At 35.0% G+C, this 16,456-nt stretch carries 17 protein-coding genes; 5 read left to right on the top strand and 12 right to left on the bottom strand.

Annotated features, from left to right (window positions below):
- Nucleotides 1–2: 2 nt before the first annotated feature.
- The 6 genes from LIT25_15845 to LIT25_15870 form a co-directional block, all read right to left on the bottom strand.
- Nucleotides 3–899: an ABC transporter permease subunit gene (locus tag LIT25_15845; protein USK32087.1), complete on the bottom strand. Its 897-nt coding sequence runs from the start codon at nt 897–899 to the stop codon at nt 3–5.
- Entirely contained in the window at nt 900–1,832 is a 933-nt protein-coding gene (locus LIT25_15850) for an ABC transporter permease (protein USK32088.1), read from the bottom strand. It lies immediately after the preceding gene.
- An 85-nt stretch (nt 1,833–1,917) separates the two neighbouring features.
- Nucleotides 1,918–3,534: a nickel ABC transporter substrate-binding protein gene (nikA, locus tag LIT25_15855; GenBank protein ID USK36305.1), complete on the bottom strand. Its 1,617-nt coding sequence runs from the start codon at nt 3,532–3,534 to the stop codon at nt 1,918–1,920.
- Nucleotides 3,535–3,650: 116 nt separating this feature from the next.
- Complete coding sequence (locus LIT25_15860) at nt 3,651–4,979, bottom strand: opine metallophore biosynthesis dehydrogenase (GenBank protein ID USK32089.1); 1,329 nt, start codon at nt 4,977–4,979, stop codon at nt 3,651–3,653.
- A 28-nt stretch (nt 4,980–5,007) separates the two neighbouring features.
- Entirely contained in the window at nt 5,008–5,802 is a 795-nt protein-coding gene (locus LIT25_15865; protein ID USK32090.1) for a methyltransferase domain-containing protein, read from the bottom strand.
- A gap of 27 nt (nt 5,803–5,829) precedes the next feature.
- Nucleotides 5,830–6,663, bottom strand: coding sequence for a diaminopimelate epimerase (locus tag LIT25_15870; protein USK32091.1), 834 nt, complete (start codon nt 6,661–6,663; stop codon nt 5,830–5,832).
- A 394-nt stretch (nt 6,664–7,057) separates the two neighbouring features.
- On the opposite strand from LIT25_15870, the gene LIT25_15875 reads away from it, so the two are divergent.
- From LIT25_15875 to LIT25_15885, 3 genes are all read left to right on the top strand, one after another.
- Nucleotides 7,058–7,609 carry a recombinase family protein gene (locus LIT25_15875; GenBank protein USK32092.1) on the top strand — a complete coding sequence of 184 codons (552 nt, stop codon included), beginning with the start codon at nt 7,058–7,060 and terminating at the stop codon, nt 7,607–7,609.
- 70 nt (nt 7,610–7,679) lie between these two features.
- The gene (locus LIT25_15880) at nt 7,680–8,657 is read left to right on the top strand and encodes a DUF4158 domain-containing protein (protein USK32093.1); all 978 of its coding nucleotides are present in this window, start codon (nt 7,680–7,682) and stop codon (nt 8,655–8,657) included.
- A 132-nt stretch (nt 8,658–8,789) separates the two neighbouring features.
- Nucleotides 8,790–8,891: a YjcZ family sporulation protein gene (locus tag LIT25_15885; protein USK32094.1), complete on the top strand. Its 102-nt coding sequence runs from the start codon at nt 8,790–8,792 to the stop codon at nt 8,889–8,891.
- 391 nt (nt 8,892–9,282) lie between these two features.
- Here the strand turns inward: LIT25_15885 and LIT25_15890 are convergent, their stop codons facing one another.
- The 6 genes from LIT25_15890 to LIT25_15915 all read right to left on the bottom strand — a co-directional run bounded on the left by LIT25_15890 (nt 9,283) and on the right by LIT25_15915 (nt 14,546).
- The gene (locus tag LIT25_15890) at nt 9,283–9,786 is read right to left on the bottom strand and encodes a DinB family protein (protein ID USK32095.1); all 504 of its coding nucleotides are present in this window, start codon (nt 9,784–9,786) and stop codon (nt 9,283–9,285) included.
- A 231-nt stretch (nt 9,787–10,017) separates the two neighbouring features.
- Nucleotides 10,018–10,605, bottom strand: a complete 588-nt coding sequence (locus LIT25_15895; protein ID USK32096.1) for a GNAT family N-acetyltransferase — start codon at nt 10,603–10,605, stop codon at nt 10,018–10,020.
- Between the two features lie 259 nt (nt 10,606–10,864).
- Nucleotides 10,865–11,527 (bottom strand): hypothetical protein, encoded by a 663-nt coding sequence (locus LIT25_15900; GenBank protein USK32097.1) that lies wholly within the window; start codon nt 11,525–11,527, stop codon nt 10,865–10,867.
- 396 nt (nt 11,528–11,923) lie between these two features.
- Nucleotides 11,924–12,217 carry an antibiotic biosynthesis monooxygenase gene (locus tag LIT25_15905; GenBank protein USK32098.1) on the bottom strand — a complete coding sequence of 98 codons (294 nt, stop codon included), beginning with the start codon at nt 12,215–12,217 and terminating at the stop codon, nt 11,924–11,926.
- Between the two features lie 615 nt (nt 12,218–12,832).
- The gene (locus LIT25_15910; GenBank protein USK32099.1) at nt 12,833–14,266 is read right to left on the bottom strand and encodes a cell wall-binding repeat-containing protein; all 1,434 of its coding nucleotides are present in this window, start codon (nt 14,264–14,266) and stop codon (nt 12,833–12,835) included.
- Nucleotides 14,267–14,381: 115 nt separating this feature from the next.
- On the bottom strand, nt 14,382–14,546 hold the full coding sequence (locus LIT25_15915) for a hypothetical protein (GenBank protein ID USK32100.1): 165 nt from the start codon (nt 14,544–14,546) through the stop codon (nt 14,382–14,384).
- A gap of 336 nt (nt 14,547–14,882) precedes the next feature.
- Here LIT25_15915 and LIT25_15920 point away from each other — a divergent pair, with 336 nt between their 5' ends.
- Nucleotides 14,883–15,257 (top strand): hypothetical protein, encoded by a 375-nt coding sequence (locus LIT25_15920; protein USK32101.1) that lies wholly within the window; start codon nt 14,883–14,885, stop codon nt 15,255–15,257.
- Nucleotides 15,258–15,586: 329 nt separating this feature from the next.
- Nucleotides 15,587–16,180 (top strand): recombinase family protein, encoded by a 594-nt coding sequence (locus tag LIT25_15925; GenBank protein ID USK32102.1) that lies wholly within the window; start codon nt 15,587–15,589, stop codon nt 16,178–16,180.
- Nucleotides 16,181–16,456: the final 276 nt, after the last annotated feature.

Here is a 16,456-nt window from a genome sequence, read left to right on the forward strand (position 1 = left end):
ATCTAATTAGCCACCTCTTTTTCTTGAACCTTTATCTTAGAAAGTGGTAAATTTTCTTTATGCATGTTTTTAGAGTTTACTAATTTAGGGTCTAGAGTAACTTGAAGTGAATCAGATAAAAAATTAAACGCCGATACCACAATAACAATGGCTAAACCGGGAGCTAACATTAATTCTGGTCTCGTAAACATAACTTCCCTCGCTTCATTTAACATCATCCCCCATTCGGCATTTGGAGCCTGAATTCCTAAACCCAAGAATGAAAACCCTGAAATTTGCAATATCATCGATCCAATAGATCCACTTGAAATCACTGAGATATCAGAAAAGGTAACTGGAACAATGTGCCTACAAATTATTTTCATACCACTAATACCAGATGCTTTGGCAAATTTGATATAATCTAATTCAGCATACTGCCTAACAGACGTTCTGATTACTCGAGCAAACCATGCCCATTTAATCAAAGCAAATGCAATTAGGATATTTTCAAGACCTACGCCTAAGATACCAATAACTGCTAGCGCCATAACGTATCCCGGAAAAGAAAGCATCGTGTCACATATTTTCATAATTATCGCATCGACTTTTCCTCTAAAATAGCCAGCTAGAAAACCTAAAATAGCCCCAATTAAAACAGATATAAATAGAACAACTAAAACCCATAATACACTTGGTCGAATTCCATATATGATTCTGGACAAAATACATCTCCCTAGATGGTCATTACCTAATAGGTATTCCCACGAAGGTGAAGCATATGAAAGACTCATATTGACTTCATTAGGGTCATATGGCGCAAATAATGGCGCGAAAATGCCAACAATAATCGTGACAACAATGATCACTAAAGATATCGTAGCTAACTTATCTTTACTTAAGTTTTTCAATATTCTCATTTAAAGATCATTCCTTAGCTTAGGATTCATCGCAGCATTTATAATGTCGGATATTGTATTAAACAAAACAAAGGCTGCTGCTAATATAAGAACGTATGCCTGGATAATAGGAAAGTCTCTGCTTAGAATTGCTTTAACACTTAGAGTTCCTAACCCTGGCCATGCAAAAACGTTTTCTATAACGACTGTGCTTCCCAATATAATAGGTATAGCCATACCAAATATCGAAATGGCAACTTGCAATGAATTTCTTAGTATGTGCATGGTAATTTTCATTTCAGATAACCCAGATGCCCTTCCATACAGGACATAATCCTCATTTAAATTGTTTAACATGGAAGTTCTAACATTTCTAAAATAGATACCGGCATAACTTATCGTGATAACAATAACCGGTAGAATATAACTTTTATATGAATCCATTCCGCTTGTTGGTAACAAATCCAATTTAACCGAGACATACCAAACCATAATGGACGCCAACCAGTATGACGGCATTGCTGTTAGGAAAAACGAAACCCCTCTTACCGATTTATCGATCATTTTCCCTTCCTTCAACGCACAAATAACACCTAATAGTATAGACATAAAGATAATGACAACAGATGAAACTAACGTTAACTTTAACGTATTTAAAAATGCCGGACCTATTAATGACCACACTGGTTTCCCATTAATATATGAATCTCCAAAGTCCAACTGTAAGCAGGAGATGAGCCAATCAAAATATCGTAAGATAAATGGCTTATCCATCCCCAATTCTTCTTTTGTTTGTTTTAATAATTCTTCTGTTATCTGTGGAACACCTTGCGCTTGTAATACCACTTCAGCTGGGTCTAAAGGAGAAAGGTTAATTAAGATAAAGGTCAAAAACGAAATGGTTAAAAGTAAAGGGACAGAGATTAGTATCCTGCTAATGATGTAACTTACCATAGAAGATCTCCTTTCCATTAAAATATCAATATTTAACGTTTATACTTCCTCATAAAAAAAAGGGGGGAAATTCCCCTTTTTATTTTTATTTAAAGTTCATCAACTCAAATGGCAGCTCAAATTGAGTTTGCTTGAAAGATATTCCGTTTAAATTTTTTTGGGCTACTACAGTAACACTTCCATTTGATATAGGAATAAAAACTGCTTCGTTATGAACAATCGTCAAAATATCAGCGTACAATGATTTTCTGGTTTCCTCATCTGTTGAAACCATAACTTGTTCAATTTTCTTGTAAAGTTCATCTGCTTGCCCGATGCCTTTGGTCGTATGCAAATAAGAAGCCTCAGAAGTAAAAGCAGCGATTGTACTTTGTGGGTCATACGCTAGACCCCAGGTTTGATTGAATAATAAATCATAGTCCCCTGTTGACCTTCTATTAGCGATTGAAGTTGACTCCTCACCGATAATCTCCAGCTGCATACCAATCTTTTTTACTGATGCTTGAATAAATTCAGCCTGGTATTTTTGAGAAGAAGAATTGCTATCATAATAGAGTTTCATGGCTAATTTCTTGCCATTTTTCGTTCTAACTTCAGCACCATTCTCAAATTTCCAGCCAGCTTCTTCTAAAATCTCCTTCGCTTTTTCTACATCATAACCTCGTTTCTTTAAATCAACATCGGCATAATTGACGTTCGGAGAAAATAGTGTGTGGGCTACCGTTTCAGTACCATTCAAAATATCCTCAGTGATGGTTTCTCGATCAACCGAGTCCCAGATAGCTTCACGAACTGCTGTTTCACTAATTGGATTATCAGTTTTACTGCTATTTGCTACGATCATTTTCGTATTCATTGGTTCACTTCTAACAAGTTGATATTCACCTGACTCAACTAATTGATTCATTGCTTCGACAGCAAGACTGTCAGCACCGCGATCATCTGTAAAAACAAAGTTTACTTCCCCTTTTTTTAAGGCTAAGAATGTCGTTTCACCAGCTGGAAGAACTTTAGACGTAATTTTCTTAATTTCAGGTGCGCCATCCCAGTAGTTTTCATTTGCTTTAAAAGTGGCGTACTCATCGGTTTTATGTTTAGTGAGCATATATGGTCCTGTACCGTTAAAACCACTTACGCCATCTTTAGTTTCCCCGTTTTTAAAATCTTTGGGTGATATGAATACATACGGTCTGGTCATAGACAATTCAACCAAAGTTGGATAGTATGCTTCTGACAATACTAATTCAACAGTATACTCATCTATTACATTTACACTTTTTATTTTTGTAGATAACTTAATCCAGGCATGCTTTTCTGCATTATTCTGTACAGCTTCAATATTTTTCTTCACTGCCTCTGCGTTAAACGACTCTCCATCATGGAATTTCACATTTTTTCTTAAGTGAAACGTGTACACTTTTCCATCCTCTGAAACTTCCCAGGATTCAGCAAGCAAAGGCTTGATCCCATCTTCCGTATTTTCAATCAATGATTCATAGACCATTCCTTGAGCCGGCATTGAACCTGTATAGAAATGCGGATTCATATCATTAATATCTTTGGCTGATGCATAAACTAACTCGTTTTCCCCATTAGCTGCATCACCATCCTTTTTCTCACTAGTAGAATTTTCTGCAGAGCAGGCAACTAGAATAGATAAAACCAAAAATATTAGACCCACTAACTTAAATTTTTTAATTATCAATGTATTTCTCTCCCTTTAGCTTTACTTAATTGTCAAATATAATCTAAATTAAAACCATCTCCCTCTCACAAAACGAAATCATTACTATTTACATAGTAAATTACTCTACTAGCTTAAGACAAGTGTTCCTCCGATTTCGTTGCTCCTATACTTCTTCCTATTTCACTGCATATCATATTCAAATCTTCATCAAAACTTTGAACGACAAATGCATTAGACAACAATTCGTTTTTATGAAATTGAGCAACTTCTTCAATTTTACTCTCATATGTTTTAATGAATTTATCTATTGTTGGACAATCTGAGTCTAAATATTTTGCGATTCCTTGTATTATTTTTATACGGTAATAATCTTCCTTAGGCATCCTTGGAATATCCAAATACCCTTCTCTATTGACAAACATCTTTCTAATTGGAACAGCAGAAAAATCAAAATATCTTCCATCCTTATCTGGTTCTGAAAAAGGATCCATTAACAGTGAGGTATAACGTATATACAACAAGTACTCTTGATGAATAGTCTCAAAATGATTAAAACTTTCTATATCATGTCGGGATAAACTTTCCAACCTTATCGGATAATTATCGTCTGTCATAAATTTAAGTAAATTTATACTTTTTATATTTATTTTCTCTAAAACATTCATTATTTCTTTCCATTGGGCCAACATATCACGAATTAAAAATTGCGTAATAGGCCCTTCAGGATAAATTTTATACACATATTTTTTGATATTTAAATCTCCAAATATTGCACTTAATGAAAAGTTATTCATAAACAACGGTGGGTGGACATATAAAGAAATATTTCTTGTTTCCGCCTCAAGTGGAGAATCCATGACTTCTAGTGCAATACCTATTTGCTCATATACCTTATATAGTCTGTCAATATTTTTAGATGGATGGTGCGTCGAGCCTATGTATATTTTTTTCTTGACCGCTGTTGTTAAAACATGATTAGACGGTTTATCGTGCATCCATCGAGTATCACCATAATATGTAGAAAAACTAATAATTTCCGCATTTGAATTATGCTGGTTCATATAATTCTTGATTAAGTTATTTGAACCGAAAGTTGGAGAAATTAAAACAATACACCTTACTTTTTTTAAGAGCTTATCATTGATTTGTTTTATTACTTCTATATAGGCATCTGTTGTTACAGATAGAATAATGGTATCCCATTCCCCCTGTATTGTTTCATACCCATTAAAAACTTGGTCAATGAAGCATTCACCTTTCATAGCACGATGCTTTTCGTTTTGAATACTTACACGAATCAGATGATCACTCTGCCTAAGCGCCGAAAAAAATGTATTTGAGCGAACAGATTCTCTTCCAGCAATCCCTACGTAACAATCCAATTGTTTTTTTAAATTTACAGCAAGTTGAATTGATGTAGGACCAGTTCCTAAAATTAAGACTCGCTTAAAATCACTCATAAAATCCTCCCTTTCCTACAAACACAAGCTATACTTTTTTATACAACGCAATATCAAACACATGATCTGGGCGTAATATATTTTCAACCATCTTCCATTTTTGTTCATTAACCTTTTTCATTGGATAATTAAATAATGATTTCAACCGATCACCATATCTCATGGCCACAACTACATTTTCATTCGACAATGTATGTAACTGATCTAGTATTTCATACTTTATTTCAACGGTTGAACTAAAAATAATATGGGTCGCTTCTTTCGTGAAATCAAGATCTTCTACTAATGATTTTTCTAGTCTAATATTTGATCCACTGCTTAATCTCTCTACAACGTTTAATCCAAGCTTAATGGCCTCATCATCAATATCTATGCCAACAACCTCTGCTCCAGTTTGCTTAGCTATTAACAACGGTGTCATCGGAAATGAACCCGATCCTATTAATAATACTTTTGATTCAGAATTAACTTGAAAACTACCAAATTCTTTTTCAATACATGACTCTATATTTTTAAAATAATCGGACATCTCATCATTTCCGTTCAATAACTTCAATGCACGATATTTTTCCATAATAGCAACACAAAGTGCCGATTTTTTCCTCAAATCCGACAAAAGCTGATTAAAATCACTAGATTCTTGTAGTTCTAGTTGTTCCCAAGTTTTTTTGTTGCTCTCGCTTGTTATGAACTTTGAATAGTCATCTATTAAAGTCTCTAATTCTGAACAATTATTGATTGTATAATCATATCTTCTTGCTAAATCATCGAATTTTTCTAAAAAACCATTTAAATATTCATGAAAAGTTTTTAACGCAATCATTAATATTACCCCTATTCAATGTTATAATTATACATCTATAAAAGCTTTGCCTTGTGCCACTATGCCAACGTATCCTTCAATCTTTAGACTTGTTAATTCTTCTTCCTGACATTTAGCAACTACATTAATAGTGCCACCAGGTTGCCTTATCTTTGCAACAATTCCCCCTTTATTCTTCCAAGCTAGATAGGCTCCTAAGGAGGCTGTACCTGAACCACACCCCCTTTCCCATATCATACTGTCTAGGTGTGGGACGTAAATGAGGGGAGCTAATTCATCAGATTTCGATTTATACAATAAAATGCCAATTAAGTTAGCACCTAAGGTTACTCCAAGCAACTTTGCTAATGATTGCGCTTTTTCCCTCACTGTCTTACTAAATTCATCCACTTCTATCACAATATGTATGAAGTCATGATATCTCACTATAATCATATTCAAGTCGCTGCCTTCATACTTTATTGTTCGCTGCTCTATCTTTTTAGGAATAGGCATAGCAACTTGACAGTAATATTCTTCTAAATTTCTTTTCACTTGACACATAATTAATTGATCTGTACCTGAAGCTTCTAATAATATTTCTGTCAAATCATTTTGCTTTAGTCCTTTTTCAGATGCAATAAAAGCTGCCAATGCCATGCAAGCATTACCACAAAACTCACTACCAGCCATCTGTAGATGTGCAGCAGCTTTATTGTTTACCGGCTTTTCTATAAAACCTACTTGTTCAGCATACACATTGTCATATGACATAATTTTTGAAGCAATGTGCTTATACTTCTCAACTGGATAATTAGTTTTTATAAGAATTGTCATATTTTGTGTGGGATTAAATTTTATAAAATCTATTTCCTGTTTCATCACAACATCCTTTACACTTTTATTTTTATTTGCTTCTGAGTATTATATAATGCAAATCGTAATTATTACGATTTTCATATTACTAAATGAATTATAGCATGATACCAGATACTGTCAATATTGTTCTGGCTAATAAACACTAGTTTTACTTAAAAGAAATAATCCAATATTTAGTTATCTATTTCACTGACCTTAGGGCAAAATGGTCCCCCCCACTATAAGGGAATTATTGTACATAAATTCATCAGTTTCTGTACACTTTTTTTGCGAAGCAATCAATCTATCAATTTTTTGTATTTTGTGTTCATAAACTCTATCAATAAAACTATGTTCAGTTAATCCCTCCCCTCTTAAGTTATGGTACAATTATTTGTAAAAAGATGGGGGATGTTTTATGAAAGTGGGCTATGCACGTGTTTCCACAGGTGTTCAGAATTTAGATTTACAACTTGACGCACTAAAGATACATGGCTGTGAAGAAATCCTGAAGGATAAAATCAGTGGAGCTAAAGAAAAAAGAATAGGACTAGAAGAAGCTCTACGTTTTGTTCGTCCGGGTGACACTTTGGTTGTTTGGCGACTTGATCGCTTAGGAAGAAACATGCAGCATTTAATTAAAATCGTAAATGACCTAAATAGTCGGGGGATTGGTTTTCATAGCTTGCAAGAAAATATTACGATGGACAAATCAAGTGCAACTGGACAATTAATGTTCCACCTGTTTGCTGCATTTGCTGAATTTGAACGGAATTTAATACAAGAACGTTCGGCAGCAGGTAGAATAGCAGCTCGAGCTAGAGGTCGACTGGGAGGTAGGCCAGAAAAATTAAGTAAGAAGGATATCGAAATGTTAAAAACCCTTGTTGCAAATGGAACTCCTATTAAAGATATTGCGCAAATGTTGGGAATTTCTCGGACAACTATTTATCGATATTTAAAAAGGTAAATTAATCACTTGTATTTACATCTCTGAGTTGACAATAAAGCTAAAATCTTTTTAAAAAGGATGGTAGGTAATGTCGTTACGAGGAAGAGAATTACTAACACCTGAACAAAGATTAGAGTTAGTTCGTATTCCAGAGAATATTAGCGAACAAGAATTAGGTAGAAACTTCACCCTATCCGATTTTGATCTAGAGCTTATTAAGAATAGAAGAAGGGATTATAATCGCTTAGGTTTTGCAATTCAGTTATGTGTCCTGCGCTTTCCTGGATGGTCCTTAAACGATGTTGAACCAATTCCTAGAAAAGTCCTTCAACATGTTGCAAGGCAACTTAATGTAGACCCTGACTCCTTTGACTTATATTCATCAAGAGAAGCGACTAGGTATGAACATTTAGAAGAAATTAGGAAGGTTTATGGCTTTAGAAATTTCTCATCCAGTAAATATCGAGCAATTTCACGGTTGTTACTAAAACATGCAATGCAGAATGGGAATACAATGTACTTAGTACAAACTCTTATAGAAGAACTTAGGAAACAGAAAGTTATCCTACCAGGAATGACTACTATGGAAAGACTGGTTTGGGAAACAAAAGCTCGAGCAGAAGAAAAAGTGTTTAACGTTTTAGCACGGTCGCTTACAGAAGATAATATTGCGAGATTAAATGAAGTCATAAATAACGATGGGAATGGATCTAAAACCAAACTAAGCTGGCTTAAAGAAATTCCAGGGCAATCATCTCCCGATGCTTTTCTTAAAGTAATCGAACGATTAGAATTTATTCGTTCTATGCAACTTACATATAATGTCGAATCCATTCATCCTAATAAACTTCTACAAATGGCTCGTCTTGGAGCAAGGTATAATTCCCAGGCTTTACAACGTTTTAAAGAGAACAAACGGTATGCAATATTAGTGGCATACCTCTCTACCCTAAGTCAAAATCTAATTGATCAAGCTATTGAGATTCATGACAGGCAAATGATGATTTTACAGTCTAAAGGTCGTAAAGCTCAAGAAGAAATACAAAAAGTAATGGAAAGTCTTTGAATGAAAAAGTAGTTCATTTTATTGATTTAGGAGCAGCTCTTATTAGAGCTAGAGAAGAAGGTCTTGATCCATTTACTACTATGATAACTCACATAATGTATTAGTAGCTGATATTGGAGGGAGGAATCATAAATGAGTGATTTTTGCAGAAAATACAACGATTTTGTGTTAATCGTTGTATTGTTTATCTTATTGATTATTGTAGGCGCTTCTTTCATGAAAGATCACTACTAAAAGCTGTTTATCTTCCTCTACACAAATGGGGTATACCACCAGATACCTCATTTTTTAGGCTGCTAATGAAGTATCGGCAGCCTTTTTCTATACCTAAGATGCAAGGTAGTCAATCACCTCATACAAGAAATGTCCGTAAAAGAAGAGCGATGAAAGCAGCGATTATATATATCTAAAACCGAAGCTAAAAGGAGTCGTAAAGTATCGCACCTTACAAGAAAGGGATTTTTACGGATACCTTCTTTTGAGCATTGGACAGCATAAAAGCCCTCCTAACGGAAGGCTTTTTCTATTTTTTGTGGCACTTATTCCATTAAAGCCCCCGATTGTGGAATATCGTGTATGTTGTCTTATCGAAGAATAGCGCCCCTTAACGGAAGAATGGATTTGATTACATTTTTGGGGGTTCCATACCAAAATTAGCCCATTCCTCTTTTGAAGGGCCATATATACCTGGAACAGTTAATCCTGCTTGACGCATAAGAACAGTCATTTGTCCTCGATGGTGACTTTGATGCTGAAGTAAGAACATCAAAAGAGAACCATTTGGCATTTGTCTACCCAAAAAGTTGATATGTTCTCCTAAAGTTTGGTCCGTCCATTGAGTTTCTAAAGCTTGTACAAATGCTTCACTGGCTTTCCTATAACTACATGCTATAAACTTAGCTGAATCAGGGACTGGCCAATCTTCTGCTTGGGCTTCAAATCTTAATTTTGTATTTGAAGTAATGATATGAATGGACGCAACTGTATGCCAAGCAATACGTCCTAAATTCCAGTTCTGTGAAGTAATTTCCTGTTTTAGTGACTCATCAGTTAGATTATTCAGTAGGTTCTGTGTGGCTCCAGATTCGTACTCCCAGGATTTTAAAAAATGGTTTAGGTTTTGGAACATAAAAATCCTCCAATTTTATTATAAATAATAGTTTCGCCAAATCTTGTATATTCCCTTCCAATTTATAAAAGTGTCTATACGGTCATATTAGTTTAACTTAAAAAGACTTACTCAAGAATATGGCCCGATTGCTGATCAAACTCTTGAAACCACTCTTCAACTATACTGCCCTTTACTTCATAAGAAGAGGCGACACTTTGTTAAGCAATCGCCCCCGATTGCTGAATAAAATCAACTAAAATGCAAGTCGATTCCATATTGATATAAGTTTAGTTTTCTCGCAACAGACTGTGATGAAAAATTATCCCAGGCAGTGCTATAGAGAGGCTGCAACCCTAATTTCTTCACTTCATTAGCCCAAGATATTACACATCTAGTGGCATAGCCTTGACCTTGATACCTTGGCGATGTTTCCACACTTGCTTCAGCAGCTGTTGAACTTTTTCTAGCACTTGAGCAAACGGACACCGCTTTACCATCTTGTACAATAACATACAATGGCTGTTTCCATTCTAGTTCTCTCATTAGATTAGGAAATTCTTCAGCCAATATCTCTTTATTTTCACTAGTTATCTTAATTGCATCAGATATCATATTAAAGCCTTCAGGAAAGGTGTATGCTGGTCCCAACCATATGGAATTTATCTTCCTGATCATATTAACATTAAAAATGAGTTTTCCAAGATCCTGGTTGTCTACCTGTGTTAGGATTTCATTCTTTTCAATTTCAGAAATAGTTTTATCAAGCCGAATTACATTTCCTGTCTTAGTACGTCCAATGAAAAGGAACGGTGCAGTTGTATCTTCACGTTCGTTCAATCCAGTTATTCTTTTTAGTTTATCGATTTTAAATAATACTTCAGTCTACATTTCCATCATTTTTTTCTCTATACTCATTTTCATTCTCCTAGTGTCGATTTAACCACTTAAAAATGCTTCTGTATACGACAAACGCCCCCGATTGTGGAATATCATTTTTGGTTGTCTTATCGAAGAAAAGCACCCGATTATTGAAGATCATGGCTGCTAAAGATGGCTTACACTTATTGAACTCTAGCACCTTTTAGTTCAACAAGGATTATTCTCTTCTTAATAAATTTCTGTATAGCGTTAAATGAGAAAATGGGTCAATCTCATCTTCATTAGGAACATACATCTCTTTATCATGATAAGGCAGTGTGATCTGTTGCCAATCCTTATTATTTTCTGTTTCACCTGGCAAACATGATATGAACAATTCATAACCTTCACCATCACTTGTTGTGGTAACTAACCTGCCTTCACCATATTGAATAGCATTGTCAATAACATCTCTCAATTCTTTAAGTGCTGTTTTGTTTCCAACTATAATTGCATCATCATGCCAGTGTTTTTGACCATAAATATGAAGATATGGAGATTCTGTATAACCCTCCTTCTTTTCTGCAATCACTTTAATGAATTTAGGAATAAGAATTTCGTGCGATATGTCAGTTGTAAATACATCCATTTCTGTGTGGCTTTGACCAAACATTTCTTCAAATTGTTGAATAAAAGGTGTTACTTCCACAAAAAAAATAAAAGCATCTTTAAAAAAATATGTACGAATTAAGGTATCTTGTTTTTCATAACAAGAAAATGTAACAGTTGGAGACAACTCTTCATACTGTACTCTTCTAATCTTAAATTGTTTTCTCTTTTCCATATTTGATGATTTAGAAAGGCTAGTGTCTATACCAATAAATAATGTTGTTTTAACCAAAACTCTTACCCCTTTTCAATTCATTTGATAAAACAAATCTCATATATCACTAACCAATAAGTAATTTCTTTCCGTTAGCCATACTTATCATTTATTTTATTATTTTCGAATCCTTATTGCACTAAACTGCGACGTTAGCTTAAGTACATTTCTTTACAATCTCTTCGCTATACAATCTAACATGTTATTCAAGAATATGGGACCTTATGTAGAAAAACTTCAGAATCCGCTTACTCCGTTAAACTGCCCTTTAATCATTTCGAGATGAACCACCTAATTGCCTTTTTTACTCCAGAATATGGCCCGATTGTTGAAGGAATAGCAAAATACCTCAATATCATTAAAAAGGGAGCTGTCCGTTTAAGGATTCGCCCCTGTTCGTTCAATAACCACCAATTAAAGATTAACCTTCTCAAAATGTTCAACTGTCGGGAAGGGATCATAAAAATGATGTAATTGCTTTTTCCATTCTTGATACTCGTTTGATTGTCTAAATCCAACTGTATGATCTTCTAATGTTTCCCATTGCACCAGTAATAAATATTTCCCCTTTGCTTCCATACAACGCTGTAATTCGTGAGATACGTACCCTTTCATTGAAGATATAATTTCTGATGCTCTAAGAAAAGCTTCTTCATATTCAGCTTCCATCCCATCCTTAACTTGCAGCATAACAGCTTCCAATATCATTTAATTCACCCCTTTTTCAATCAGTCATACTTTTTGTTGAAATATTCTGCGCATTAGGAAGAATTCAACAAGAAGAGCGTTAATCCTTTTTGGATTAACGCTCTCTTAATATATCTATTATTTCCTATCGTGTGTGTTTTTTTCAATCAGGCTACTGTCCGTAATAAACCATCTTTCATCTTTATAAAAGCTCTATTGTTTAGTATTCCAATGACCCTAAATGGAATGGCTCTTAGAAAGAAAAACAAAGCTAATAAAATGGAAAAAGTGGTCAGTGTTTCATACATTTGTTTCTGAAACAATTACTTTCTTAGGCGCACGAGGGCTTATAGCCCTTATAAGGACTTTTTTTCAATAGGGAACATGGGCTTTTTTTGAAAAAATCTTACTCAGCATCCAGCCATTGTCTTAACTAAAGAGGACGATTACTATATGCTGCAATTGCCCCCGATTGCTGAATATTGCATTCCATCATACATTTTGGGATTTTTAACGTAAGCCCACAGACAGTCTGGAATATTCAGAGAATGCTGTCGGATAAGTGGTTGTATTGAAGGATGTGCTGATAAAGATTAACGCATTTTAAAAAGCGTGGCAATAGGCCACGCTTTCCATCTATTCTTCAAATAATTGATCGATTGCACTTTGTGGAAGAGCTGTCTCTCCTCCAAGGATATAGTAGACGTACATTTGGTCCATATATTTTTCTACTGTCGTTTTGGTAGCTATGTTCGCTTTAGCCGGATTTGTCAAAATGACAGGACTGGAATATTGAGCTGCAAGAGCAGATCCTGCTAATGCATCAGGATAATTAGTGCCAGTTGCGAAATAAGTGAAAAACGTATCAATGTCTTCAATAAACGTATCAATAATTTTACTGTTTGTTGCGTAACGGTCTGCACCGCTGATTCGTTTTACTCCGGGCAGTTTTTTCGCAGCCGCATCTGAAATAGCATTAACTCCTCCGATAACATAGCTTCTTTCTACATCCCAATTATTAATAAAGGTTGAAACAGCGCCTGGTACTGAATCCTTCCTAGAAAGAAGAATTGGCATTTCCAATTGAGCAGCAATCGGAGCTATTGATAAAGCATCAGCGAAGTTGCCTCCTGTTGCAACTACAACCGCACCTGCTCCAATTTCATCTGCAATTTTCACAGAAGTCGAATATCTGTCAGTACCGCTTAGTCTAGTTACTTTAATCCCCATATTCTTAACCTGTTTTTCAACATCTGCTGAAACAGCACTTGTGCCTCCAACGATGAATACTTCGGATACGCCTAAACGAACAAGCTCATTTTTAACAACTGCTGGCAGGGATGCTTGCCTTGTCAGCAGCAATGGTGCACCGTAGCGGTATGCAAGCGGAGTTGCACTGAGGGCATCAGGAAAGTTTGCTCCAGTCGCTAAGACAGCCGTTTTAGCTTCTCCGTCCATCCACCCGTCCTGTGAGATTTTGACTGATGTTTCATAGCGGTCTTCGCCGGCGAGTCTTTCAAATGATTGTCCATACCCGTAAACATCATGAAAGATTGCATAATTTTCATTAAGAACAGTTGAATAGGAATTCGTGACTTCCAAATAGTAGGTTCCAGGTGTAAGAACGCTCTCAACGCTTTGCAGATCATATCCATCCTCACTGAACAAAGTGCTCTTTGCTACTTCTTCTCCATCTGATGAAAGTACACGTATTTTAAGTGTTTGTTCTCTTTGATTCTGAGTATATGCAACGAGAGAATAATCTTCTTCATCTTTTAATGTGAATTTATAAAGATCAATATCCTTTCCATTATTAACAGACTGGTTGTGACTGCTTCCAGCCAAAAAATACCCAGTCTCTACAGGAGTGGCTTTTGCCAAAGTATCGTTTGGCTCATCTTCATAATAAGTTCCTTCATCTTCATTAAATCCAAATAGTTCCATTTCATTTGTCTGATGCTGCTGCAAAGCTGACCATTTTTCTGCCATTGCTGTTTTTCCCTCTGCAAAACCCTGCCCCACAGGAAATGCAAGAAAGAGTCCGCAAGCTAACAATAATTCTTTTTTCATAGTATCCCCCTGAATATATGTATTAAATCTACTAGATTATACCTCCTAATTAATTCAAATGTAACAGGTTATTACAATTATATGTAAAATATATATATTTTTTTTTCGACTTTTTTTACATAAAGAACTCCCTAACAATGGTTAGGTCGATAATGTTTATTTCACAACCATCAAGCCCAGGATTGGTTTCGTCAATGAAACTTGCAACTTCTTTAACAGTAAAGCCTTTATCCAAGTTTTCATCTTGATTATCCGCACCTGGATTTTCACTTTTATTCAAGTTTCCAACCATCTTTCTAACTTAGATCCATACCTGGTTAAGATAGATAAATAGGGTTGATAAGCAAATTTGCAAATGTTTTAATCATTATAATTTAAAATCCATGTGTCTAAAAGTGTAACTTTTAGATATAATACCTTTTCTTAAATACCCAAAGGATACCCACCCCATTATAAATGATACGTACTCAAACAAAGGTTCTGGTCAAAACTCTCGATTCATCTATTTTCTCTTGGTTTTAAAACACATTTTTTTCCTGCATAATGAAATAGTTTAGACAAGTTACTCATTTTTTCCATACGTTATAGTCAGACTGGAAAAAAGGAGGTCCTGTTCTTGGAAGAAGAAACATTTGATAAACCTCTTACTGACCAAGAAACAATAGATTCTGATAGTGTAACGATCAACGTTGAAAGCATAGATGGCGCTGACAGTGCCGATGGCGAAAGCGTTATTATTGGCAGCGTTGACGAAGAAAGTGGTATTAAGATCAATGTTCCCGGTGTGTATGTAAACTTTAATCTTTCCAAACTTCTTCAAGCCATCGGTTCTGTGATAGCAGCAGCAAGAGTCACAGGGGCAACTGCTGATGGTAATGGTGGTAATGGTGGTAATGCAACAGATGGTAACAACACTGGAAGTAGCGCAACTGGTGATCGCGGTGGTGACGCTGAAGGCAGTGACGGCGGCAACGCAAAAGTAAGAAACTAATAGTTTAAATTCTACTACGGTGGTTTTTATGAAGTTGATTTAACCAGTTAGAACATTATTTGCCTGACAACTCAACAAGAAATAGAGATATTGTCACCAACGATAAGGTAATCATTAAAGAGTTGTTCTAAGAGAACAGCTCTTTTTTACGTTAAAAAATATTCAGCAGAACTTTTTTCTATGAAGAGAGCTATCTAAAAGTTGTAACTTCTAGACACTTATGTTTAGAAGTTATTTTTTATGTATTTTTTAGTAGAAATTAGTCTAAAAGATAGTCTATAATTTAAAGTATAAAAGATTGTTAATTTATAGACAAAAGGAGCTTAATAATGAAAATTGGTTATGCGAGAGTCAGTACAGTTGGCCAAGATTTAGCATCTCAAGAAGAAATCTTAAAAGAAAATGGCTGCGAACGTATCTATGTAGAAAAAATTACTGGTACGACCACTAAAAATAGAAAAGAGCTAAAAAAGTTATTAGAAAATGTGAGACCGGGTGATACAGTGATGGTGACAAAAATAGATCGTTTGGCCAGATCGATTATTGATTTAAATAAAATTATAGAAACACTACAAGAAAAAAAAGTTGATATCTTTTTTATCAAAGATAATTTATCTTTTAAGGTCAATGAAACAGCAAACCCTCTACAATCATTATTATTCAATGTTTTAGGTTCTTTTGCGCAGTTTGAAAGAGATATAATAGTTGAACGAACATCTGAAGGTAGAGAAAGAGCAAAATTGATAGGAAAACACATGGGTCGTCCTTCACAACCGAGAAAGAATATAGAAGAAGCCTTACGACTATATAATAGTAGAAACACGAATGGATTAAGTGTGAAAGACATTGTGAAACTTACTAGTGTGCCTAAAGCCACTTTATATGTGGAAATAAGAAAGAAACGTGCAAACAACCTAGAATAGTTGTTGCACGTTTTAAATGTCTCAAATACACCCGGAAAGCCTTCAGTCATCGTGGAGTATACGTGCAATATCTGGAATATTATAGGATTTTAATCTGATCCTCTATTTCCACCTGCCTTTACATTGTCAAAACGTTACTCATTCAATCATATTCTATCAATTGAAATGAAATCATCCGAATACATGAGTATTCATGAGAAATACTTATCTAGCTGAGGGAGTTGAAGAAGAATGCTAAACTACTATACGCTTGGAGTATTGGCTCCAACAAGGATT

This window comes from Bacillus sp. F19 (assembly GCA_023823795.1).
Taxonomy (GTDB): Bacteria; Bacillota; Bacilli; order Bacillales; family Bacillaceae; genus Bacillus_P.